The organism is Mesorhizobium sp. M0664 (assembly GCF_040320565.1).
Lineage (GTDB): Bacteria > Pseudomonadota > Alphaproteobacteria > Rhizobiales > Rhizobiaceae > Mesorhizobium.
Genome location: NZ_JAMYPW010000029.1, coordinates 45,768 through 66,655, shown reverse-complemented (window position 1 = coordinate 66,655; position 20,888 = coordinate 45,768). Strand labels below are relative to the sequence as shown.

The following is a 20,888-nucleotide window of genomic DNA, read 5'->3' as shown; positions in this document are numbered from 1 at the left end:
GGATTTTGATTTCTTTGCTCCGCGTTCCGTCTCGAACCTTTATGGCACTTTGATCCATATTCGCCGGAGCGATGTATCCAGCCGCCGATATGATGCGGCGACGGGTTGGGCAGTTTTGTCCAAATTAAAAGAACAAACACGATATAGGAAAATGCATTATGGACATATTTGTTGTCGCGATTGGAATCGCGTTCTTTGCTCTATGCTTCGGCTATATCAACGCTTGCGACAAGCTGTAAGTTTAGGTGATCATAACATGCTTTTCGACTATATCCTCGGCGGCGCCGTGACCTTGTTTCTTCTCGCCTACCTGACATACGCCCTCGTTCGCCCGGAACGCTTCTGATCTCCACTGGCAAGGCGCCAAACCCATGACAATCAACGGATGGCTGCAGATCCTCGTCTATTGCGGGATCGTCGTTCTGCTGGCCAAGCCGCTCGGCGGCTACATGCATCGCGTTTTCAGCGGCGAGCGCACATTCCTGTCGTCAATTCTGGCCCCGCTCGAGCGCGGGCTCTACCGCATATCAGGGACCAGCGAGCGCGAGGAGCAGCACTGGACCTCCTATGCGGCGGCCCTGCTGTTCTTTAACCTGGCCGGCTTCCTGGTGCTCTATTTGCTGCAACGGCTGCAAGGCGGCCTGCCCTACAATCCGGCCGGCATGACCGCCGTCGAACCTGGGCTGGCCTTCAACACCGCCGCCAGCTTCATGACCAACACCAACTGGCAGAACTACGGCGGCGAAAGCACGATGTCCTATCTCGTGCAGATGGCCGGCTTGACCGTACAGAATTTTCTGTCGGCGGCGACTGGCGTCGCCATTGCGGTCGCATTGATCCGCGGCTTTGCTAGAGCCTCAGGCAAATCGATCGGCAATTTCTGGGTCGATATGACCCGCGGCACGCTCTACCTGCTTTTGCCCTTTTGCATCGTGTTGACTCTTGTCTATGTCTATCTCGGCATGCCGCAAACGTTCGCTGCCTACGTCAACGCGACGACGCTCGAAGGCGCGCAACAGACTATCGCGGTCGGGCCGGTCGCTTCCCAGGTTGCCATCAAGATGCTCGGCACCAACGGCGGCGGTTTCTTCAACGCCAATGCCGCGCACCCGTTCGAAAATCCCGACGCGATCTCGAACCTGATCCAGATGGTGACGATCTTTGCCCTCGGCGCGGCGCTGACCAATGTCTTCGGCCGCATGGTAGGCAACCAGCGCCAGGGCTGGGCAATTCTGTCGGCGATGGGCGTGCTGTTCATCGCTGGCGTTGCCGTCTGCTACTGGGCGGAAGCCGCCGGCAATCCGCTTGTTCATGCGCTGGGTGTCGACGGCGGCAACATGGAGGGCAAGGAGAGCCGCTTCGGCATCGCCCTGTCGGCACTGTTTGCCGTCATCACCACGGCCGCATCCTGCGGCGCCGTCAACGCCATGCATGACAGCTTCACCGCACTCGGCGGCATGATCCCCATCATCAACATGCAGCTCGGCGAGGTCATTGTCGGCGGCGTCGGCGCCGGCTTCTACGGTATCCTGATGTTCATCGTCATTGCCGTTTTCGTCGCCGGGCTGATGGTCGGACGCACGCCCGAATATCTCGGCAAGAAGATCGAGGCCAAGGAGGTCAAGATGGCTATGCTGGCCGTGCTCTGCCTGCCGCTTGCAATGCTGATCTTCACTGCTATCGCGGTGGTGCTGCCGACCGGCGTTGCTTCCATCGCCAATGCCGGCCCGCATGGCTTCTCCGAGGTTCTCTATGCCTACACCTCGGCCGCGGCGAACAATGGCTCCGCCTTTGGCGGCCTCAGCGGCAACACGCCCTGGTACAACGTAACGCTCGGCATCGGCATGCTGATGGGCCGGTTCCTGGTCATTATTCCGGCGTTGGCGATTGCTGGCTCGCTGGTTGCGAAGAAGACCGTCCCTGCCTCCGCCGGCACCTTCCCGACCGATGGTCCGCTGTTCGTCGGACTGCTGGCCGGTGTCATCCTGATCGTCGGCGGCCTGACCTTCTTCCCGGCTCTGGCGGTCGGACCGATCGTCGAGCACCTGGCGATGATTCATGGTCAGACATTCTGAAACGGCCATGCCCTGGTTCAAGATCATACCTCGAAAGGTCGGGCATCGCCCCGAGCCGGAGGGGGAGAAAACGCCCCCTCCTTTCCCGACGCTGTCCACATTCCTCGCTATTGCGGCAGCCTTGATCATGATCTGGCTGCTGGCTTATGGGCCGCCGCACCTTCGTTCGGCACACGATCGACCGGTCAACAACATCGACACTGGAGCTACCAAATGAGCCCGTCGAAATCCGTGAGCATCATGGATACCCGCATTCTGTGGCCCGCTATCGGCGGTTCCTTCAGAAAACTGAACCCGCGCATCTTGATGCGAAACCCGGTGATGTTCGTCGTCGCCGTCGTCTCGGCGCTCACCACCGTGCTGTTCGTCAAGGATCTCGTTACCAGCGGCGGCGATCTTGGCTTCACGCTGCAGATCATCATCTGGCTGTGGTTCACCGTGCTCTTCGCCAATTTCGCCGAAGCGGTGGCCGAAGGCCGCGGCAAGGCGCAAGCTGACTCGCTGCGTCGGGCGCGAACCGAGACGCAGGCCAAGCTGTTGAACGGTGGCGACCGCAGCAAGTTCAAACTGGTGCCCGGCACCAGCCTGAAGGTCGGCGACATCGTGCTTGTCGAAGCCGGCGACATCATCCCCTCGGACGGCGAGGTGGTCGAAGGCGTGGCGTCGGTCAACGAGGCGGCCATCACCGGCGAATCCGCACCGGTCATCCGCGAATCCGGAGGCGATCGTTCGGCGGTGACCGGCGGCACGCAGGTCTTGTCCGACTGGATCCGCGTGCGCATCACTGCGGCTGCCGGTCATACGTTCCTCGACCGCATGATCTCGCTGGTCGAGGGCGCCGAGCGCCAGAAGACACCCAACGAGATCGCGCTCAACATCCTGCTCGTCGGCATGACGCTGATCTTCGTGCTGGCGACGGCGACGATCCCGAGCTTCGCCTCGTATTCGGGCGGCTATATCTCGGTGACCGTGCTGGTCGCCCTGTTCGTTACCCTGATCCCGACCACAATTGGCGCCCTGCTGTCGGCTATCGGCATTGCCGGCATGGACCGCCTGGTGCGCTTCAACGTGCTCGCCATGTCGGGCCGCGCCGTCGAGGCGGCCGGCGATGTCGACACGCTGCTGCTCGACAAGACCGGAACCATCACGCTGGGCAACCGTCAGGCGACGGCATTTCGTCCGGTCAAGGGCGTCACCGAACAGGAACTGGCCGACGCGGCTCAGCTTGCCTCGCTTGCCGACGAAACGCCGGAAGGCCGCTCGATCGTCGTCCTGGCGAAGGAAAAATACGCTATCCGCGCCCGCGACATGGCAAGCCTGCACGCGACTTTCGTGCCCTTCACCGCGCAAACCCGCATGAGCGGTGTCGATCTGGAAGGCTCCTCAGTCCGCAAGGGCGCAGTCGATGCGGTACTTGCCCACGTCAACCTCTCGACCGTTGCCACAGGCAGTACGCGCCCCGGCAGCGACACCGTCCGCGACCTTCAGGCGATCGCCGACGAGATCGCCAAATCGGGTGGCACTCCACTCGCGGTCGAGCGCGACGGGCGCCTGCTCGGCGTCGTCCATCTGAAGGACATCGTCAAGGGCGGCATCGCAGAACGCTTTGCCGAATTGCGCCGCATGGGCATCCGCACGGTGATGATCACCGGCGATAATCCGATGACCGCGGCGGCGATCGCGGCGGAAGCCGGCGTCGACGACTTCCTTGCCCAGGCGACGCCCGAGGACAAGTTGAAGCTGATCCGCGACGAGCAGGCCAAAGGCAAACTGGTCGCGATGTGCGGCGATGGCACCAACGATGCGCCGGCCCTTGCGCAGGCCGATGTCGGCGTTGCCATGAACACCGGCACGGTCGCGGCGCGCGAGGCCGGCAACATGGTCGATCTCGACAGCGATCCGACCAAGCTGATCGAGATCGTCGAAATCGGCAAGGCGCTGCTGATGACGCGTGGCTCGCTGACCACCTTCTCCATCGCCAACGACGTGGCCAAGTATTTTGCCATCATCCCGGCAATATTCGCCGTCTTCTACATCGCCCCGGGCCAGACCGCCGGGCCGCTGCAAGCGCTCAATGTCATGCATCTGGCGACGCCGCAGAGCGCTATCCTCTCGGCCATCATCTTCAACGCGCTGATCATCATTGCGCTGATCCCGCTGTCGCTGAGGGGCGTCAAATACCGCGCGGTCGGCGCCGGTGCGCTGCTCAGCCGCAATCTCATTGTCTATGGCCTTGGCGGCGTCGTAGTGCCCTTCGTTGGCATCAAGATGATCGACATGGCCATCACCGCTCTCGGTCTCGCCTAAGGAACCACGTCGATGCTCAATCAAATCAGGCCCGCGATCGTCATGATCGTCTTCTTCACCATTCTGACGGGTTTGGTCTATCCGATCGGCATGACCGGCATTGCCCAGGCGCTGTTTTCGCGCCAGGCCAATGGCAGCCTGATCGAGAAGGACGGCAAGCTCGTCGGTTCCGAGCTGATCGGCCAGGCTTTCGAAAGCGACCGCTACTTCCATGGCCGCCCTTCGGCTGCCGGCGACGGCTACAATGCCGCCGCCTCGGGCGGCTCGAATCTCGGCCCGACCAACCCGAAGCTCATCGACAGGATCAAGAGCGACGCCGAAAAGCTGAGAGCCGAAAACCCGAGCCAGCCGGTACCGATGAATCTGGTCACCACGTCCGGCAGCGGCCTCGATCCGCATATGAGCCCCGATGCGGCCTATTTTCAGGTTGCCAGGGTGGCCAAGGCCAGGGGCGTCGATGAATCCAGGATCAAATCGCTTGTCGACAGCCATGTCGAAGATCGCGAATTGGGATTCATCGGCGAGCCGGTAGTCAATGTGCTGGCCCTCAACCTTGCGCTGGACGATGCCATGAAACAGTGAAGGACCGGCGCCGGGATCGACACCGAAGCCGGCGCCGTTCATGATTGACCCGTATGCCAGACGACAGACGCACCGCCGAAACCAGGCCCTCTCCCGACGCGCTGCTCGAGCATGCCGAGCGGGAGGAGCGCGGCCGCCTGAGGATATTTCTCGGCGCCGCCCCCGGTGTCGGCAAGACCTACGAGATGCTGATGTCGGGCCGCGCCAGGCTGGCCGACGGGGTCGACGTGGTGATCGGCATCGTCGAGACGCACGGCCGCAAGGAAACCCAGACGCTGGTCGAAGGCTACGAGGTCATTCCTCGCCTTGAGATCGATTACAAGGGGCGGATCCTTGAGGAGATGAATCTCGACGCCATCCTCGCCCGGCACCCGGCGCTAGTTCTGGTAGACGAACTCGCCCACACCAACGTCGCCGGCAGCCGTCACCCCAAGCGCTATCTCGACGTCCAGGAAATCCTGACGCACGGCATCGATGTCTACACGACGCTGAATATCCAGCACGTCGAGAGCCTGAACGATGTCGTGGCGCAGATCACCCGCGTCAGGGTGCGGGAAACTGTCCCCGACTCCATAATCGACCAGGCCGACGACATCGAGATCATCGACCTCACCCCCGACGATCTGATCAAACGGCTTGAGGAAGGCAAGGTCTACATCCCCAGCACCGCCCAGCGCGCCATCGAGAACTATTTCTCGCCGGGCAATCTGACGGCGCTCCGGGAATTGGCGCTCCGCCGCACTGCCCAGCGGGTCGACGAGCAGTTGCTGACCCACATGCGGGCCCACGCGATACCCGGGCCTTGGGCGGCGGGGGAAAGGGTTCTCGTCTGCGTCGATGCGCGTCCGGGCGGGGCGGCCCGTGTACGCTATGCGCGGAGGTTGGCCGACCGGCTCCGCGCCCCTTGGACGGCGCTTCATGTCGATACCCCTCATTCAGCGGCCATGCCCGAGGAGGACAAGGATCGGCTGGCGACGCAGCTGCGCCTTGCCGAGCAGCTCGGTGCCGAGGTGACGACCATTCCGGGTCAGAACGTCGCGCAAGACATCGTTCGGCATGCGACGGCGAACAACTTCACCCATATCGTGATCGGCAGGCCGACCCGATCGCGTTGGCGGGAATTGATCGAAGGCTCGCTCACTTATGATCTCATCCGCAATGCCGGCGACATCAGCGTCCATGTCATTTCGGGAAACGAACGCAACGCCGAGGCGACTTCGAGGACCGTCAAGGCGGCGGACGAGCAGTGGCAGTTCGAGATCTGGCCCTATCTCAGGGCCACGGCCTATGTTGTTGGCTCGCTCGCCTTCGCCGTCCTTCTCGACCAGTTTCTCGACGTCCGCAATCTGGCGATCATCTTTCTCATTGGGGTCCTGACGTCGGCGGTGACCGGCGGTCTCTGGCCGGCTTTGTATGCCTGCCTCATCAGCGCCATTGCCTTCAACTATTTCTTCCTGGAACCACGCTACACGCTGACGATCGAGGATCCGGAGAGCATCGTTGCGCTGGCTGTCTTCCTGGTTGTTGCGGTCATTGGCAGCAATCTAACAGCGCGCGTGCAGCGTCAGGCGGTCGCCGCGCGCTCGCGGGCACGCGCCACAGAAGATATTTATCTCTTCTCAAAGAAGCTCGCCGGCGCTGGGACGCTTGATGACGTTCTCTGGGCGACTGCCTTCCAGATCGCCTCGATGCTGAAGCTGCGCGTGGTGCTGCTTCTGCCGGAGAACGGCACGATTGCGGTCAAGGCCGGCTACCCACCCGACGACACGCTGGCCGAGGCCGACATCGCAGCAGCCCGTTGGGCGTGGGAGCATAACCGCGCCGCCGGGCGCGGCGCCGACACGCTGCCCGGAGCAAAGCGCCTCTATCTGCCCCTGCGGACCGGACGCACGGCGGTGGGCGTCGTTGGCCTCGACAACGACAAGCAAGGTCCGCTGCTGACACCCGAGCAGCAGCGTCTGCTCGATGCGCTCGCCGACCAGGCGGCGGTCGCCATCGAACGCATCCAGCTCGTCGCCGATGTTGACCGGGCCAAGCTCGCGGCCGAGGCAGACCGTCTGCGCTCGGCCTTGCTCACCTCCATTTCCCACGATTTGAAAACGCCGCTTGCCGCCATCATGGGCGCAGCCGGAACACTCAGGGACTTCGAGGCCGCACTTCCCGAGCAGGACCGGGCGGAACTGCTGTCGACCGTGCTCGATGAAGCGGAGAGGCTTAACCGCTTCATCGCCAACCTACTCGATATGACCAAGATCGAATCCGGCACTATGGAGCCGAACTATGCGTTTCACTATCTCGGCGACATTGTCGGCTCAGCCCTGCGTCGGGCCCGCAAAATCGTCGGCGAGCACAAGACCGAGATCGATATTCCATCGAATCTGCCGATGTTGCGGGTCGACCCCGTTCTGTTCGAACAGGTGCTGTTCAACCTCCTCGACAATGGTGCAAAATACGCGCCGCCAGGTTCGACGATCCGCCTGCAGGCCTGGGCCGACAATGGCTTCGTCATCCTGCAGATCATGGATGAGGGACCAGGCATCCCGTCAGCGGATCTAGACCGCGTTTTCGACACTTTCTACCGTGTGCGCAAGGGCGACCAGGTGCGTGCCGGCACCGGGCTCGGCCTGTCGATTTGCCGCGGCTTCATCGAAGCGATGGGCGGGACGCTCTCGGCGGCAAACAGGTCCGACCGCTCGGGGGCGGTTTTCACCATCAGGATGCAGGTGGTGCCGACAGAGCTGCCCAACCTCGGCGAACCCGAGACGGGCCATCAAAATATGGACGATCTGGCATGACGAGCCTAGATGTCAGGATATTGGTGGTCGACGACGAACCGCCGATCCGGAAACTGCTTCGCGTCGGGCTTGGCAGCCAAGGCTATGCGATCAGCGAGGCGCCGAACGCCAGGGCGGCGATTGAACTCATCGCGACGGAAAAGCCGGACCTTGTCCTGCTCGATCTCGGCCTCCCCGGCATGAGCGGCCATGATTTGCTGCGCAAATGGCGGGATGATGGCCTGGACATTCCCGTGGTTATTCTTTCCAGCCGCACTGATGAGGCCGGCATCGTGTCCGCCCTTGAACTCGGCGCCGACGACTATGTCACCAAGCCGTTCGGTATGAACGAGCTTGTCGCACGCATCCGCGTAGCGCTTCGCCACAAATTTCAGCAGCAGGGTGAGAGACCGGTGTTCCAAACCGGCGACCTCTCCGTCGATCTGGTGAAGCGCGTCGTCAAGGTCGAGGACAAGGAGATAAAGCTCTCGCCGAAAGAATACGACATTCTTCGCACCTTGGTGCAGCACGCCGGCAAGGTTCTCACCCACCAGTTCCTGCTGAAGCAGGTCTGGGGCGATTCCACCGACGTTCAATATCTCAGAGTCTATGTCCGGCAACTCAGGCTAAAGATTGAAAAGACGCCCGACCAGCCCCGCTATATCACGACCGAGACCGGCGTCGGATACCGGCTGCGCGAAGTCGATTGACGCGACGAGCATCCGAAGCCGAAATGCCTCTTCCAATCTGCTTCAAATCAGCGGCGGCCATGGCGTCGCCGGACAAAAGCCCTATATTAAAAGAAGATTGGTTTTGTGCGGGAATGAACGAATGCCACGGCTTCGTCTATTGACGTTTTTAGGGTCGGCAATGCTGACTGCGTCGATGCTGTCGGGCGTAAATCCTGCTGCATCGGCACAGGTCGGCAGTCCCGCCGATCGCAACGTGTTGATCCAGCAAGACCAGTTGCAGATGTTGGAGAACAGGCTGCGGCGGCAGCAATACCAGCAGCAGCAACAGCAGTACCGTGCCCTGGATCGCCAAATCCCAATACCGCAACGGCAGGAGGTGCCGCAGATGAGGCCAACTTGCCAGTTGCTGCCGTCAGGGAGCGGCTTTGTCAGCACCTGCCGCTGACGACCGGTCCCTTTCATTTATTTAGCCGACTTATATACTGGGGAAACCGCTCCGCCTGCGCCCCATTGAAAGCGGGCGAGTTTGCAACGCTGCCCTTGCCGTCTGGGCACCGATTCGACTGGATTATCGAATGGCAGCCAGCAAGAAGAAGGTTGTACGCAAGGCAAGGAAGGGCGACGGGGTTCGCCAGGTCGCGGCGATTCCCTTTCGGCTGAACGAGCATGCCGATGTCGAGGTGATGCTGGTCACATCGCGAACGACGAGGCGCTTCATCGTACCGAAGGGCTGGCCGATGAAGGGCAAGAGCGGCCGCAAGGCAGCCACCATCGAAGCACAGGAAGAAGCCGGTGTTCTCGGCAAGACACTGAAACAGCCTGCCGGCACCTACCACTACTGGAAGCGGCTGGCGAACCGCTTCGTTCGCGTCGATGTCGTCGTCTATTTGCTTGAGGTAACCGAGGAACTTGCCAAGTGGCAAGAAGCCAAGAGACGGCAGCGGGCATGGCTGACGCCGACCGACGCGGCGTTGCTGATCGACGAGCCGGATCTTTCGACGCTGGTGAGGAACATCAGGATTGCCGAACTGGAGCATAATCCCAAAAAGCAGAGTCCGGCGTTCGGAAAAGATCCCGCTCAATAGAAGATGGAGGCATGCCCCAACTGTGTCGGGATGGAATTGGTTTCCAGCGCCCGCCGCCCCCGTCTCTTGAACCGATGCCTCACTGACTGCCATCGTCTTCCTCGGGCAGAGGCCGCGCCGGCGTGCCGGTATAGGCCCACAGCCATTCGCGCGGCAGTGGCCCTTTGTTGCGTTCGCTCTCCTGCGACTGTTCCCATGCATGTGCGAGGATGCCGACGGAGCGCGACAGCACGAAAAGGCCCCGCGTCAGCGGCGGCGGGAAGCCGAGCTCGCCGTAGATGACGGCCGTGGCGCCGTCGATATTGAGCGGGATTTTTTTGCCCTTGCGCCGCGAAACCTCGGCCTCGACCATCTCGGCGATATCGGCGAAGCGCCCGCTGACGACGCCGCGCGCGGCAAAGTCACGGGTCAGCTCGATGAGGCGGGGCGCCCGCGGGTCGACCGGGTGGAAGCGATGGCCGAGCCCGGGCACATAACCGTCCTCCCCAGCAAGGAAATGATCAACCCGCAGCGACACGGCGCCCGCGAGGGGCACGCCGGCGTCCACTTCAGCGGCGATGTCGCCGTAGAAGGAAAGCGCCTGTTCGCCGGCGCCGCCATGCACATCGCCAAGCACGTTGATGGCAGATGCCATGGCGCTGTTGATGCCGACGCCGCACGTGATCGCCATGCGGGCGATGGCGATCGACGGCGCCTGCGGCCCATGGTCGACGGCAGCACCCAGCGCGATGCCGAGCAGCGCCGCCTGCTCCTCGCTCGGCAGTTCGCCGCGCAGCATGAGCCAGATCATTGCCGGAAAGCTGACGCGACCGATCAGATCCTGGATTTCATAGCCGCGCAGCCGGATGACGCCGGGGCGCATCTCGATGATGCCGGTCTGCCACCATTCCTCGCCGCGCGCGCGGCCAGCCTTGTTTTCCGTGTCGCTCATGGCTTCTTTTCCGTGCCGCTCATGCCTTCGCTCTTTTCTTGGCGCGTGGCGGCAGGTTGGCAAAAACTTCGTCCATATGCTCGCCCAGCCCCGGCGGCGGCCTGCTCGGCAAAGGTGCCTCGCCATCGACCATGAAGCCGCCGCGCACCACGGTCAGCGGCCTAGCCATCCCGGACACGGCCTGGAAGCGTACCGTCATGCCGCGCTCGATCACTTGTCTCTCTTGCAGTACCTGCGGGATTGTCAGCACCCGGCCTGCCGGCACGCCGGCGCGATTGAACGTCTCCTCCCAGGCGGCGGCCGAGCCGCTCGCCAAGGCATCCTCGATCAGCGCTTTCAATGCAATGCGGTTCTGCTTGCGCGTTTCGCGCTCGGCAAAGCGGACATCCGACGCCAACTCCGGCCGACCGATCAACCGGCACAGCGTGACGAACTGCTCTTGCTTGTTGGCGGCGATGTTGAGCAAGCCGTCGCCGGTGCGAAACGCGCCAGACGGTGCGGCCGTCATGTTTTCATTGCCCATCGGCTGCGGCTCGACGTCCGCCGTCAGATAGTTCGACACCGGCCAGCCGAGCGCAGAAAGCGTGCATTCGAGCATCGACACGTCGAGGAACGCGCCCTCGCCAGTCGTCTTCTGCTTGACCAGTGCGGCGGTAATGGCGAAGGCTCCGACCAGCCCGCCAAGCGTATCGGCGACGGGATAGCCGACACGCAGCGGCGCCGTTTCCGGTGTACCGGTGATGCTCATGATGCCGGAAAGACCCTGGATAATCTGGTCGTAGGCTGGATTGTCGCGCATCGGCCCGGTCTGGCCGAAGCCCGATATCGCACAGTAGACAAGGCTTGGCCGGACCTCCTTCAGCCTGGCATGGCCAAGCCCCAGCCGGTCCATTACGCCGGGGCGGAAATTCTCGACCAGCGCGTCGGCCGAAGCGACCAGATCGAGGAAGCGTTCGCGGTCGGCCTCCTGCTTGAGATCGAGCGCCACCGAGCGTTTGCCGGCATTCTGCGCCAGGAACGAAGCGCCCATGCCCGCCCGGTTGAGCTCCGGCGAGGCGCCGAGCTGGCGCGCCAGATCACCACCTTGCGGCGTCTCGACCTTGATGACGTCGGCCCCGAGCAACGCCAGCTGATAGGTGCAATAGGGGCCGGCCAGCACATTGGTCAGGTCGAGAACGCGGATGCCGGAAAGCAGGTCGGTCATGACGTCACGAACAGCTCAGGCATCGCCCGGCACGTGCTCCGGCCCGCGCAAGCGCCTGTGCTCGATGTAGGCCCAGATATGCGGTCCAACCAGGCCGATGAAGGCCAGCGTCAGCAGCGTCAGCGACAGCGGATGCTTGTAGAACACCGTCCAATCGCCGTTCGAGATGGTCATCGCGCGGCGGAACTGCGTTTCCGCAAGCGGCCCGAGAATCATGCCGATGATGACCGGCGCGGTCGGGAAATCGAAACGCCGCATCAGGAAGCCGGCGGCACCGAGCAGATAGAGGATGACGAGGTCGATCGGCGATTGCGAGATACCGTAGGTGCCGACCGTGGCGAACACGACGATGCCGGCATAGAGCTGCGGCGCCGGGATCTTCAGCAATCGCACCCAGAGCCCGATCAGCGGCAGGTTGAGGACGACGAGGATGACATTGGCGATGAACAGGCTGGCGATCAGCCCCCACACCAGGTCGGCCTGCGTCGTCAGCAGCAGCGGCCCCGGATTGATACCGTAGCTCTGGAACGCCGACAGCATGATCGCGGCCGTCGCCGAGGTCGGCAGGCCGAGCGTCAGCATCGGCACCAGCACGCCGGCCGCGGATGCATTGTTGGCGGCCTCCGGCCCGGCAACGCCCTCGATGGCGCCGACGGTGCCGAACTCCTCCTTGTGTCTGGAGAGTTTCTTCTCGATCGCATAGGAGAGGAAGGTCGGGATTTCGGCGCCGCCGGCCGGCATGGCACCGATCGGGAAGCCGATCAGGGCACCGCGCAGCCATGGCTTCCACGAGCGCGCCCATTCGGCCGCGGTCATGTAGAGCGAGCCCTTCAACGGCACGATATCGTCCTTGCCGGCATAGCGGCGCGAGGCCATGTAAAGCGTCTCGCCAACGGCGAACAGGCCAACGGCGACGACGATGACGTCGACGCCGTCCAACAATTCGCTCATGCCGAAGGTGAAGCGCGGCTGCCCCGTCTGCAGGTCGACGCCAATCATGCCGACGACGAAGCCGACGAACAGACTGGTCAGGCCGCGCACCGAAGACGAGCCGAGCACCGCCGAAACCGTGATGAAGGCCAGCACCATCAGCGAGAAATATTCGGCCGGGCCGAAGGCCAGCGCGAATTTGACGACGATCGGCGCCAGGAAGGCAACGCCGATCGTGCCCAGCGTGCCGGCGACGAAGGAGCCGATCGCCGAGGTCGCCAGGGCCGCACCGCCACGGCCGGAGCGGGCCATCCGGTTGCCTTCCAGCGCGGTGACGATGGTGGCGCTTTCGCCAGGCGTGTTGAGCAGGATCGATGTCGTCGAGCCGCCATACATGGCGCCGTAGTAGATGCCGGCAAACAGGATGAAGGATGCCTCCGGCGCCACCTGATAGGTGATCGGCAACAGCAGCGCGATGGTCAGTGCCGGCCCGAGGCCGGGCAGCACGCCGATGGCAGTCCCCAGCGTGGTGCCGACCAGGCACCATATGAGATTGATCGGCGAGAAGGCGACCGAAAATCCGTGCGCGAGATGGCCAAGCGTTTCCATGGCGTCAGCCCCTCAGCATGGCAACGATCGAATCGACGGTCGCATTCAGCTGGTTTTCGATGAAGCCGGCACCGATATTGACGCCAAGCGCCCTGGCAAAGCCGAAATAGGCGGCCAGCGCCAGGATCAGCCCGAGCAGCACGTCACGCAGCGGACGCCGGCTGCCGAAACCGTGGCAGATGAGAACGAACATGATGACAGATGCCGCGGTAAAGCCGAGCGGCTGGATCAGCACCAGATTGGCGATCAGTCCGAGGGCGACGATGCCCATCGCCTTCCAGTCGGTCGGCGTCTCCTTTTCGTCCTCCGGCTGCCATCCGCCCCGCAAGGCGGCAATGATGAGCAGCAGCGACAGGATCATCATCCCGGTCATGGTGATGTAGGGAAAGACGGTCGGACCGACCTTGGAATAGAGCGGCGAGACCGGGATTGCCAGCGTCTGCCAGGCAACCGCACCCGCACAGGCGAGGAGCCCAACGCCGATCAGCAGTTCGGGCACTGCAAGGCGCGGCGGCGCCTGCTGGTCGCTGGTGCTCATCATCGTCCTCCCAATGCCAGCCCCGAGGGCCGGTTCTCCCTGGACCGGTCTCACTCGGCCGATCTCGGCCTAGTTTCACCTCCGGCGCCGCGTATGTCCATGCGGCTGGCGAAATCGGCAAGGGTTGGGCGCAGGCCGCCCCTTGCCGAGAGCATCACGCCAGGCCGAGGTCCTTGAGGATCGTCCCGATGCGGGCCGTGTCTTCGGCGACGAATTTCGCATAATCGTCACCGGTGAGCAGGATCTGCGTCCAGTTACGGTTCTTGCATTCGGTGGCCCAGGCGTCGCTCTTGGCCATGGTCTCGATCAGCTTGATCATTGCTGCCTTGTCGGCGTCCGAGACGCCGGGCGGTGCGAAGACGCCGCGCCAGTTGAACAGCTCGACATCGATGCCGGCTTCCTTCATCGTCGGCGCATCAATTCCCTCCTGGCGTTTATCCGCGGAGATGGCCAGCAGCCGCAGCGCACCCGCCTTGACCTGTTCGGCGAACTCGCCATAGCCGGAGATGCCGGCCGCGACCTGGTTGCCGAGCAGCGCCGACAGCGCCTCGCCGCCGCCGGCAAACGGCACATAGGAGAGATTGGTGGCCGGAACACCGACGGTCTTGGCGATGAGGCCGAACAAGATGTGGTCCGAGCCGCCAGCCGAACCGCCGGCGACCGGAACCTGCGTCGGGTCGGCTTTGAGGGCGGCAACAAAGTCGGCCGCAGTCTTGAATGGCGAGGCGGCCGGCACCACAAGCGCCTCGAACTCGCCAGTAAGGCGGGCGATTGGCGTGACTTCGGTAAGGTTGTTAGCCGCCTTGTTGGCGATGATCGCGCCGACCATGACCATGCCAGCCACCATCAGCGCATTGCCCTTGCCCTTCCACTGGTTGACGAATTGCGGCAGGCCGACAGTACCGCCGGCGCCGCCGACATTGGTGATCTGCGAGCCGGAGATCAGTTTTTCGCTGCGCAGCACCTGGTCCATGGCGCGCGCCGTCTGGTCCCAGCCGCCGCCCGGCGCCGCTGGCACGAAAATCTGCAGCTGCGGCGCGTCCTGCGCGAAGGCGGGAATAAAATGCGATGCCGCGAGTCCGGCAGCACCTGCTGCCGCGGTGCTCATCAAGAATCGGCGTCTGTTCAGCATGGGATTCCTCCAAATCGCGACACCTCCTCCGGTGCCTGCCAGAAACGTGGCCTGACTTCAGACCCGCTCGATAAAATTCATGCAGAGTTTGCGTCTTCCTGTCAAAGACAGAACACGCCGCATGCGGCACAATCGGCCTGCGCGATTTTCAGGCTGGCGAACCGGACGTCCGAAGACGACGTGGCAGGCAGTGCCAAACAACATCCGTCAGGGTTGCCGCTCCAGCAGGATGGTCGGCTTGCCTTGGTAGACGGTTCGCAGCACTTCGCCATAACCACATTTTGCCGCGACGTTCAGCGATCCGGTGTTTTCCGGATCGATGATGCAGACGGTCTTCGCGGCGCCGAACGTCTCGTCGCCCCAGGCAAGCACCCGTGCGACGACTTCGCTGGCCAACCCGTGGCCATGCGCGCGCAAAACCAGAGCCCAGCCGGCCTCCGGAATGCCCTCGATCGACGGCGTCATGTCGCGTTTCAGATCGTGAAAGCCGGCCTCGCCGATGAAGCGGCCGGTCGCTTTTTCCTCGATCGCCCAGAAGCCGTAGCCCAGAAGCGACCACAGGCCGGCGTGGCGCAGGAAGCGCATCCAGCTTTCCTCCCGCGTGCGCGGCTTGCCGCCGATAAAGCGGGTGACGGCGGGATCGGCCCACATCGCGACATAGGCGTCGAAATCGTCAAGCCGGTGCGGCCGCAGGACCGTGCGCGAGGTCTCAATTACTGGGGCGACAATTGTATGCGGACTGGCCATGGTCATGTCTCGGTTGTTGCCCGTGCAGGTCTTCCAAAAGTGGGGACAGCGACACGCCCGAGACGGGAAATCCAAATCCGTTGCGAAAAACAAGAGCCAAGGCTGTGTAGATCATCTTCCAGGCTGATGTGAATCCTGCCAGGCGGTGTTAGTTTTTCTCCAGTACTGGTTCAGGCGCGTTGGGTTTCGGCGCTGCCGTCCGACAGAGGGAAAACAGCATGGACACGACCGACCTTGTGCTTGCCATCTTCCATCATCTGCTGGTGTTTTCGCTGGCAGGCATCATCGGCGCCGAGTTCGTCCTGATCCGCAGCGACTTGTCCGCCGCGACGCTGAAGCGGCTTGTCGGCATCGATCGCCACTACGGCATCATCGCCATGCTGATCATCGTCGCCGGCATCGGCCGCGTCATCTATGGTCTCAAGGGCTGGGAATTCTACGTCTACAACTGGATGTTCTGGGCAAAGATGGCCGCCTTCGCAATTGTCGGCCTGTTGTCGATTATCCCGACCGTCCGATTCCTGTCCTGGAATAGGCAGGCGAGCGCCAGTCCCGGCTTCCAGGTGCCTGCGGCGGAGCTAGCGTCCGTTCGCAGCTATGTCCGCACCGAGGCCTTCATCTTCCTCTTGATCCCGGTGTTCGCGGCGGCGATGGCGCGCGGCTACGGTTATTAAGATAGGTCGGAGGAAGGGCATCGCGCGGCCCAACCTTTCCACTCATTTGCGCGGACAAACGTGCAGTTTGCCGTTCGAGGCTGATTGTCATTTGTCGGGTTGCGCTAGTTATTGCTCCATCTACATTCGGTTTTGAGAGGAACTCCGCGCAGCGGTTGGTAATTCGTATCCTGGGAGGAATCACGATGAGAAAATTCGTCGCCGCGCTGGCTGCCGTTGCGGCCGCCATGCTTTACCCACCGGCCGCTGGCGCGCAGACCTACCCCGAACGCACGATCAGCATTGTCGTGCCGTTTTCGGCCGGCGGCCCGACTGACACCGTCACGCGTCTTGTCGCGGAAGCCATGTCGAAGGACCTCGGCCAGCAGGTCATCGTCGAGAATGTCGGCGGCGCCGGCGGCACACTGGGCGCGGGCCGCGTCGCAAATGCCGAGCCTGACGGCTACACGCTGCTCCTCCATCACATCGGCATGGCGACAAGTGCTACGCTCTACAGAAAGCTCGCCTACGACACGCTGAACGCATTCGAATATGTCGGCCTCGTCACCGAGGTGCCGATGACCATCGTCGGCCGCAAGGACCTCGAGCCGACCGATCTGAAGGGGCTGGTCGACTACGCCAAGGCTAACAAGGACAGCATCACCGTTGCCAATGCCGGGATCGGTGCCGCCTCGCATCTGTGCGGCATGCTGTTTATGAGCGCCATCGGCACGCCGCTGGTCACCGTACCATATAAGGGCACCGGCCCGGCCATGACCGATCTTCTCGGCGGCCAGGTCGACATCATGTGCGACCAGACGACCAATACCACCAAGCAGATCCAGGGCGGCACGATCAAGGCTTATGCCGTAACCTCGCCGCAACGGCTAGACGTGCTGCCGGACGTGCCGACGACGATAGAGGCCGGTCTTCCCCAGGTGCAGGTCGGCATCTGGCACGGCATCTATGCACCCAAGGGCACGCCGGCCGAGATCACCGAACGCCTGTCGAAATCTCTGCAGGTGGCGCTGAAGGACCAGAACGTCGTCGCCCGATTTGCCGAACTCGGCACCAAGCCGTCGCCCGAGGCCGATGCCACGCCGGCCGCGCTCAAGGCCAAGCTGGAAAGTGAGATTGCGCGCTGGAAGCCGATCATCGAAGCGGCCGGCCAGTACGCCGACTAAAGGTTTTTAACGGGGCGCCGCCGGCGCCCCGTTTTTACACCGGCATCGGCACGCCCGTGAGGCGGGCCGGGAGGACGTCATGAAACCTTTCGCAATCGACAGAGCCAACGGCATATGCGCCGCGCTGTTGATCTTTATTGGCGTCTTTTTCGCGCTGCAGTCGCTGGGCCTCGAAATCGGCACCGCCTTTCGCATGGGGCCGGGCTATTTCCCCCTGGTTCTGGCGATCGTGCTCATTCTGCTCGGCGCCGTCATCCTAGTCGAGGCAGTGCGCTTCGAGAGCGAGCCGATCGGTTACATTGCGTGGCGCGGCATGCTGTTCATCCTGCCTGCTCCGATCTTCTTCGGCCTGACGGTGCGCGGCCTCGGCTTCATCCCATCGATCTTCCTGGCGGCGCTGATCGCATCGTTTGCCAGCGGCCGCATGAAGCCGCTGACCGCGCTCGTGCTGTCGGCCGGCCTGACGCTGTTCGCGTTCGCCATCTTCAGCTACGCACTCGGCCTGCCGTTCCGGCGTTTCGGCCCGTGGTTGCCACTGTCGTTGTGAGGAGATGAAATGGAACTCCTCAACAATCTCGCACTCGGCTTTTCGACGGCCACATCTTTGGCAAACCTCGGTTTCTGCCTGATCGGTGTCCTTCTCGGCACGCTGATTGGTGTCCTGCCCGGTATCGGCGCCACCGCAACCATTGCCATGCTGTTGCCGATCACCTTCCAGATCGGCGATCCGGTTTCCTCCCTGATCATGCTCGCCGGCATCTATTACGGCGCGCAGTATGGCGGCTCGACTACCGCTATTCTCATCAACATGCCCGGCGAATCCTCGTCGGCCGTCACCGCCATCGACGGCTACCAGATGGCCAGGAAAGGCCGCGCCGGGGCGGCACTGGCGACCGCGGCGATAGGCTCGTTCTTTGCCGGCACGGTGTCGACCTTCCTCGTCGCCATCTTTGCCCCGCCGCTGACGGCGATAGCGTTGAAATTCGGTGCTGCCGAGTATTTTTCGCTGATGATTGTCGGTCTGGTCTCGTCCGTCGCGCTCGCCCACGGCTCGATCGTCAAGGCGCTGGCCATGGTCGTGCTCGGCCTGCTGCTCGGCCTTGTCGGCACCGATATCTACACCGGTACACCCCGTTTCACGCTCGGCATCCGCGAATATGCCGACGGGCTGAATTTCGTCGCAGTGGCGGTCGGTGTCTTCGGCGTCGCCGAGATACTGCGCAACCTCGAAAACGAGCATGAGCGTTCCGTGCTGATCCGAAAGATCTCCGGCCTTATGCCGACCCGCGAAGATTTTCGGCGCATGGCGGCTCCCATCGTGCGCGGAACGATCATCGGTTCGGCGCTCGGCATCCTGCCGGGAGGCGGCGCGATCCTTGCCGCCTTTGCCTCCTACACCGTCGAAAAACGTGTCTCGAAAAATCCCGGGGAATTCGGCAAGGGCGCCATCGAAGGCGTCGCCGGACCGGAATCGGCCAACAATGCCGGCGCCCAAACCTCCTTCATCCCGATGCTGACGCTCGGCATTCCGGCCAACCCGGTAATGGCGCTGATGATCGGCGCTATGATCATCCAGGGCATCGTGCCCGGCCCCAATGTCGCCATCGAACAGCCTGCGCTGTTTTGGGGTATCATCACCTCGATGTGGATCGGCAATCTGATGCTGATCATCTTGAACCTGCCGCTGATCGGGCTTTGGGTGAAACTTCTTACCATCCCCTACTACGTGCTCTTCCCGATCATCATGGCGTTCTGCTCGATCGGCGTTTACAGCGTCAACACCAACGTCTACGACCTCTATGCCGTCGCCTTCTTCGGCTTGCTTGGCTACCTCCTGACCAAGCTGCGCTGCGAACCTGCGCCGCTGCTGCTCGGCTTCGTGCTCGGCCCGCTGCTCGAGGAAAACCTGCGCCGCGCCATGATCCTCTCGCGCGGCGATCCGAGCACCTTCGTGACGCGGCCGATCAGCGCCAGCCTGCTCCTCATCGCGCTTGCCGTGCTCGTCATCGTGTTTCTCCCCGCGGTCAAGAAGAAGCGCGAGGAGGTGTTTGTCGAAGAGAGTTCCTGAACGTGGACGGCGCCACATGCGAGGAACTTCACAGTCGCTTGCCGGGCACTGACTCAGTAGCCGCTTCTCCTGGCCCGAGCGGCGCGATCTCCACCAGCGGTGCAGGCACGCTGGTCGTCTTTTCCTTGGCCTTGCAGATATCGGCGATGACGCAGGCCGGGCAATCCGGCTTGCGCGCCTTGCAGACATAGCGGCCGTGCAGGATCAGCCAATGATGCGCGTGCCGCATATATTCATCCGGAATGATCTTCAGGAAACCTTGCTCGACCTGTTCCGGCGTCTTGCCCGGCGCCAGGCCGAGCCTGTTACCGATGCGGAAGATGTGCGTGTCGACCGCCATCGTATGCTGGCCGAATGCCACATTGAGCACGACGTTGGCGGTCTTGCGGCCGACACCCGGCAGCTCGACCAGTTGATCGCGATCCTCAGGCACCTCGCCGCCATGGTCGCGGATCAGCGCCTCCGACAGCGCGATGACGTTCTTGGCCTTGTTGCGCCATAGCCCGATGGTGCGGATATGGTCGCCGAGCTTGGCCTCGCCCAGCGCCAGCATCTTTTGCGGCGTGTCGGCAATTTTGAACAGCGCCCGCGTCGCCTTGTTGACGCCGGCGTCCGTCGCCTGAGCCGAAAGCACCACCGCCACCAACAGCGTGAAGGCGTTGATATGTTCGAGCTCGCCCCTCGGTTCCGGCCGCTGAACGGAAAAGCGCCGGAAAATCTCATGCACCTCGGCCGCGCTGTAAAGCGCCCGCGATCTTGCGGGCCGCGGACGCCGCTTGGCGTTCGAGCCGTCGCGGCGGCCGGGCAACAGGTCTTTTTTTAGCGCAGAAGAGTTTTTGGGCTTGGGGCTTGTCATTGCCTTCCTATAATATTCCCCAATGAGCGACACAAACGCCTCATTTCAGGCCGACGAGCCATTTTTCCAGGCGCTGCTGACACCGCACCGGTCGCTGGGCAAGACCGGCTTTGCCATACTGATGGGCGCCCTGCTGTTCGGCTGGCTGGTGACCGGAGCTTTTTTTCTGTCGCGCGGCGCCTGGCCGGTGTTCGGCTTCTTCGGCCTCGACGTGATCGCCGTCTACATCGCCTTCCGCGCCAATTATCGTGCCGCCCGGGCTCGCGAGGAGGTATCGGTGTCGCGCACCAGCCTCGACATCCGCAAGACTGCCCCGTCAGGCAAATCGGAAGCACACCGCTTCAATCCGTTCTGGGCGCGCTTTTCGATCGCCCGCCACGCCGAGATCGGCATCACCAGAATGGCGGTCGAGGCGCAAGGAAAAACCGTCTCGATCGGCGGCTTTCTCAACCCCGCCGACCGCGAGAGTTTTGCCACCGCATTTTCGCGCGCTCTGGCAGCCGCTAAGGCGCGCTGAGCCA

General features: G+C 62.8%; 21 protein-coding genes. 14 read left to right on the top strand and 7 right to left on the bottom strand.

Annotated elements, in window-relative coordinates:
• Positions 1–256 precede the first annotated feature (256 nt).
• From NKI39_RS22720 to NKI39_RS22680, 9 genes are all read left to right on the top strand, one after another.
• A complete protein-coding gene (locus NKI39_RS22720; protein WP_023675300.1) occupies positions 257–346 on the top strand; it encodes a K(+)-transporting ATPase subunit F in 90 nt (29 codons plus the stop codon).
• Between the two features lie 25 nt (positions 347–371).
• Entirely contained in the window at positions 372–2,075 is a 1,704-nt protein-coding gene (gene kdpA, locus NKI39_RS22715; RefSeq protein ID WP_352767060.1) for a potassium-transporting ATPase subunit KdpA, read from the top strand.
• Positions 2,076–2,082: 7 nt separating this feature from the next.
• The gene (locus NKI39_RS22710) at positions 2,083–2,292 is read left to right on the top strand and encodes a hypothetical protein (RefSeq protein WP_352502666.1); all 210 of its coding nucleotides are present in this window, start codon (positions 2,083–2,085) and stop codon (positions 2,290–2,292) included.
• Complete coding sequence (kdpB, locus tag NKI39_RS22705) at positions 2,289–4,382, top strand: potassium-transporting ATPase subunit KdpB (RefSeq protein ID WP_352469456.1); 2,094 nt, start codon at positions 2,289–2,291, stop codon at positions 4,380–4,382. Before NKI39_RS22710 ends, kdpB begins: the two co-directional genes overlap by 4 nt.
• A gap of 12 nt (positions 4,383–4,394) precedes the next feature.
• Complete coding sequence (kdpC, locus tag NKI39_RS22700) at positions 4,395–4,964, top strand: potassium-transporting ATPase subunit KdpC (protein ID WP_352469455.1); 570 nt, start codon at positions 4,395–4,397, stop codon at positions 4,962–4,964.
• 53 nt (positions 4,965–5,017) lie between these two features.
• Entirely contained in the window at positions 5,018–7,759 is a 2,742-nt protein-coding gene (locus NKI39_RS22695) for a DUF4118 domain-containing protein (protein WP_352613023.1), read from the top strand.
• Positions 7,756–8,448: a response regulator transcription factor gene (locus tag NKI39_RS22690; RefSeq protein ID WP_352767058.1), complete on the top strand. Its 693-nt coding sequence runs from the start codon at positions 7,756–7,758 to the stop codon at positions 8,446–8,448. The genes NKI39_RS22695 and NKI39_RS22690 overlap by 4 nt, the downstream gene beginning before the upstream one ends.
• Positions 8,449–8,608: 160 nt before the next feature.
• On the top strand, positions 8,609–8,875 hold the full coding sequence (locus tag NKI39_RS22685) for a hypothetical protein (protein WP_352469452.1): 267 nt from the start codon (positions 8,609–8,611) through the stop codon (positions 8,873–8,875).
• A gap of 130 nt (positions 8,876–9,005) precedes the next feature.
• A complete protein-coding gene (locus NKI39_RS22680) occupies positions 9,006–9,515 on the top strand; it encodes an NUDIX hydrolase (protein WP_352834542.1) in 510 nt (169 codons plus the stop codon).
• Positions 9,516–9,594: 79 nt separating this feature from the next.
• On the opposite strand, the gene NKI39_RS22675 is transcribed toward NKI39_RS22680, so the two are convergent.
• From NKI39_RS22675 to NKI39_RS22650, 6 genes are all read right to left on the bottom strand, one after another.
• Positions 9,595–10,446, bottom strand: a complete 852-nt coding sequence (locus tag NKI39_RS22675; protein ID WP_352834539.1) for a citryl-CoA lyase — start codon at positions 10,444–10,446, stop codon at positions 9,595–9,597.
• A gap of 19 nt (positions 10,447–10,465) precedes the next feature.
• Positions 10,466–11,650: a CaiB/BaiF CoA transferase family protein gene (locus NKI39_RS22670; RefSeq protein ID WP_352834536.1), complete on the bottom strand. Its 1,185-nt coding sequence runs from the start codon at positions 11,648–11,650 to the stop codon at positions 10,466–10,468.
• 15 nt (positions 11,651–11,665) lie between these two features.
• Positions 11,666–13,189, bottom strand: coding sequence for a tripartite tricarboxylate transporter permease (locus NKI39_RS22665; protein ID WP_352834533.1), 1,524 nt, complete (start codon positions 13,187–13,189; stop codon positions 11,666–11,668).
• A gap of 4 nt (positions 13,190–13,193) precedes the next feature.
• Positions 13,194–13,727, bottom strand: coding sequence for a tripartite tricarboxylate transporter TctB family protein (locus tag NKI39_RS22660; RefSeq protein WP_352469447.1), 534 nt, complete (start codon positions 13,725–13,727; stop codon positions 13,194–13,196).
• Between the two features lie 154 nt (positions 13,728–13,881).
• Positions 13,882–14,859, bottom strand: coding sequence for a Bug family tripartite tricarboxylate transporter substrate binding protein (locus tag NKI39_RS22655; protein ID WP_352453995.1), 978 nt, complete (start codon positions 14,857–14,859; stop codon positions 13,882–13,884).
• A 207-nt stretch (positions 14,860–15,066) separates the two neighbouring features.
• The gene (locus NKI39_RS22650; RefSeq protein ID WP_352834531.1) at positions 15,067–15,606 is read right to left on the bottom strand and encodes a GNAT family N-acetyltransferase; all 540 of its coding nucleotides are present in this window, start codon (positions 15,604–15,606) and stop codon (positions 15,067–15,069) included.
• A gap of 218 nt (positions 15,607–15,824) precedes the next feature.
• Between NKI39_RS22650 and NKI39_RS22645 the strand changes: the two genes are divergently transcribed.
• From NKI39_RS22645 to NKI39_RS22630, 4 genes are all read left to right on the top strand, one after another.
• Positions 15,825–16,280, top strand: coding sequence for a DUF2214 family protein (locus NKI39_RS22645; protein WP_352469445.1), 456 nt, complete (start codon positions 15,825–15,827; stop codon positions 16,278–16,280).
• A gap of 185 nt (positions 16,281–16,465) precedes the next feature.
• On the top strand, positions 16,466–17,443 hold the full coding sequence (locus tag NKI39_RS22640; RefSeq protein WP_352469444.1) for a tripartite tricarboxylate transporter substrate-binding protein: 978 nt from the start codon (positions 16,466–16,468) through the stop codon (positions 17,441–17,443).
• 79 nt (positions 17,444–17,522) lie between these two features.
• Entirely contained in the window at positions 17,523–17,990 is a 468-nt protein-coding gene (locus NKI39_RS22635) for a tripartite tricarboxylate transporter TctB family protein (RefSeq protein ID WP_352469443.1), read from the top strand.
• 9 nt (positions 17,991–17,999) lie between these two features.
• On the top strand, positions 18,000–19,511 hold the full coding sequence (locus NKI39_RS22630; RefSeq protein WP_352502656.1) for a tripartite tricarboxylate transporter permease: 1,512 nt from the start codon (positions 18,000–18,002) through the stop codon (positions 19,509–19,511).
• Positions 19,512–19,539: 28 nt separating this feature from the next.
• Here NKI39_RS22630 and nth read toward each other — a convergent pair whose 3' ends face one another.
• A complete protein-coding gene (gene nth, locus NKI39_RS22625) occupies positions 19,540–20,367 on the bottom strand; it encodes an endonuclease III (RefSeq protein WP_352469441.1) in 828 nt (275 codons plus the stop codon).
• Between the two features lie 22 nt (positions 20,368–20,389).
• On the opposite strand from nth, the gene NKI39_RS22620 reads away from it, so the two are divergent.
• The gene (locus NKI39_RS22620; protein ID WP_023675281.1) at positions 20,390–20,884 is read left to right on the top strand and encodes a DUF2244 domain-containing protein; all 495 of its coding nucleotides are present in this window, start codon (positions 20,390–20,392) and stop codon (positions 20,882–20,884) included.
• Positions 20,885–20,888: the final 4 nt, after the last annotated feature.

Excerpts from the sequence above, each read along its gene's own strand:
- kdpA (WP_352767060.1), top strand. The coding sequence starts at position 372 with ATGACAATCAACGGATGGCTGCAGATCCTCGTCTATTGCGGGATCGTC.
- NKI39_RS22675 (WP_352834539.1), bottom strand. The coding sequence starts at position 10,446 with ATGAGCGACACGGAAAACAAGGCTGGCCGCGCGCGCGGCGAGGAATGG.
- NKI39_RS22655 (WP_352453995.1), bottom strand. The coding sequence starts at position 14,859 with ATGCTGAACAGACGCCGATTCTTGATGAGCACCGCGGCAGCAGGTGCT.
- NKI39_RS22690 (WP_352767058.1), top strand. The coding sequence starts at position 7,756 with ATGACGAGCCTAGATGTCAGGATATTGGTGGTCGACGACGAACCGCCG.
- kdpB (WP_352469456.1), top strand. The coding sequence starts at position 2,289 with ATGAGCCCGTCGAAATCCGTGAGCATCATGGATACCCGCATTCTGTGG.
- NKI39_RS22695 (WP_352613023.1), top strand. The coding sequence starts at position 5,018 with ATGCCAGACGACAGACGCACCGCCGAAACCAGGCCCTCTCCCGACGCG.
- NKI39_RS22640 (WP_352469444.1), top strand. The coding sequence starts at position 16,466 with ATGAGAAAATTCGTCGCCGCGCTGGCTGCCGTTGCGGCCGCCATGCTT.
- NKI39_RS22635 (WP_352469443.1), top strand. The coding sequence starts at position 17,523 with ATGAAACCTTTCGCAATCGACAGAGCCAACGGCATATGCGCCGCGCTG.
- NKI39_RS22685 (WP_352469452.1), top strand. The coding sequence starts at position 8,609 with ATGCTGACTGCGTCGATGCTGTCGGGCGTAAATCCTGCTGCATCGGCA.
- nth (WP_352469441.1), bottom strand. The coding sequence starts at position 20,367 with ATGACAAGCCCCAAGCCCAAAAACTCTTCTGCGCTAAAAAAAGACCTG.
- NKI39_RS22720 (WP_023675300.1), top strand. The coding sequence starts at position 257 with ATGCTTTTCGACTATATCCTCGGCGGCGCCGTGACCTTGTTTCTTCTC.
- kdpC (WP_352469455.1), top strand. The coding sequence starts at position 4,395 with ATGCTCAATCAAATCAGGCCCGCGATCGTCATGATCGTCTTCTTCACC.
- NKI39_RS22660 (WP_352469447.1), bottom strand. The coding sequence starts at position 13,727 with ATGAGCACCAGCGACCAGCAGGCGCCGCCGCGCCTTGCAGTGCCCGAA.
- NKI39_RS22630 (WP_352502656.1), top strand. The coding sequence starts at position 18,000 with ATGGAACTCCTCAACAATCTCGCACTCGGCTTTTCGACGGCCACATCT.
- NKI39_RS22680 (WP_352834542.1), top strand. The coding sequence starts at position 9,006 with ATGGCAGCCAGCAAGAAGAAGGTTGTACGCAAGGCAAGGAAGGGCGAC.
- NKI39_RS22670 (WP_352834536.1), bottom strand. The coding sequence starts at position 11,650 with ATGACCGACCTGCTTTCCGGCATCCGCGTTCTCGACCTGACCAATGTG.
- NKI39_RS22650 (WP_352834531.1), bottom strand. The coding sequence starts at position 15,606 with ATGGCCAGTCCGCATACAATTGTCGCCCCAGTAATTGAGACCTCGCGC.
- NKI39_RS22710 (WP_352502666.1), top strand. The coding sequence starts at position 2,083 with ATGCCCTGGTTCAAGATCATACCTCGAAAGGTCGGGCATCGCCCCGAG.
- NKI39_RS22645 (WP_352469445.1), top strand. The coding sequence starts at position 15,825 with ATGGACACGACCGACCTTGTGCTTGCCATCTTCCATCATCTGCTGGTG.
- NKI39_RS22665 (WP_352834533.1), bottom strand. The coding sequence starts at position 13,189 with ATGGAAACGCTTGGCCATCTCGCGCACGGATTTTCGGTCGCCTTCTCG.
- NKI39_RS22620 (WP_023675281.1), top strand. The coding sequence starts at position 20,390 with ATGAGCGACACAAACGCCTCATTTCAGGCCGACGAGCCATTTTTCCAG.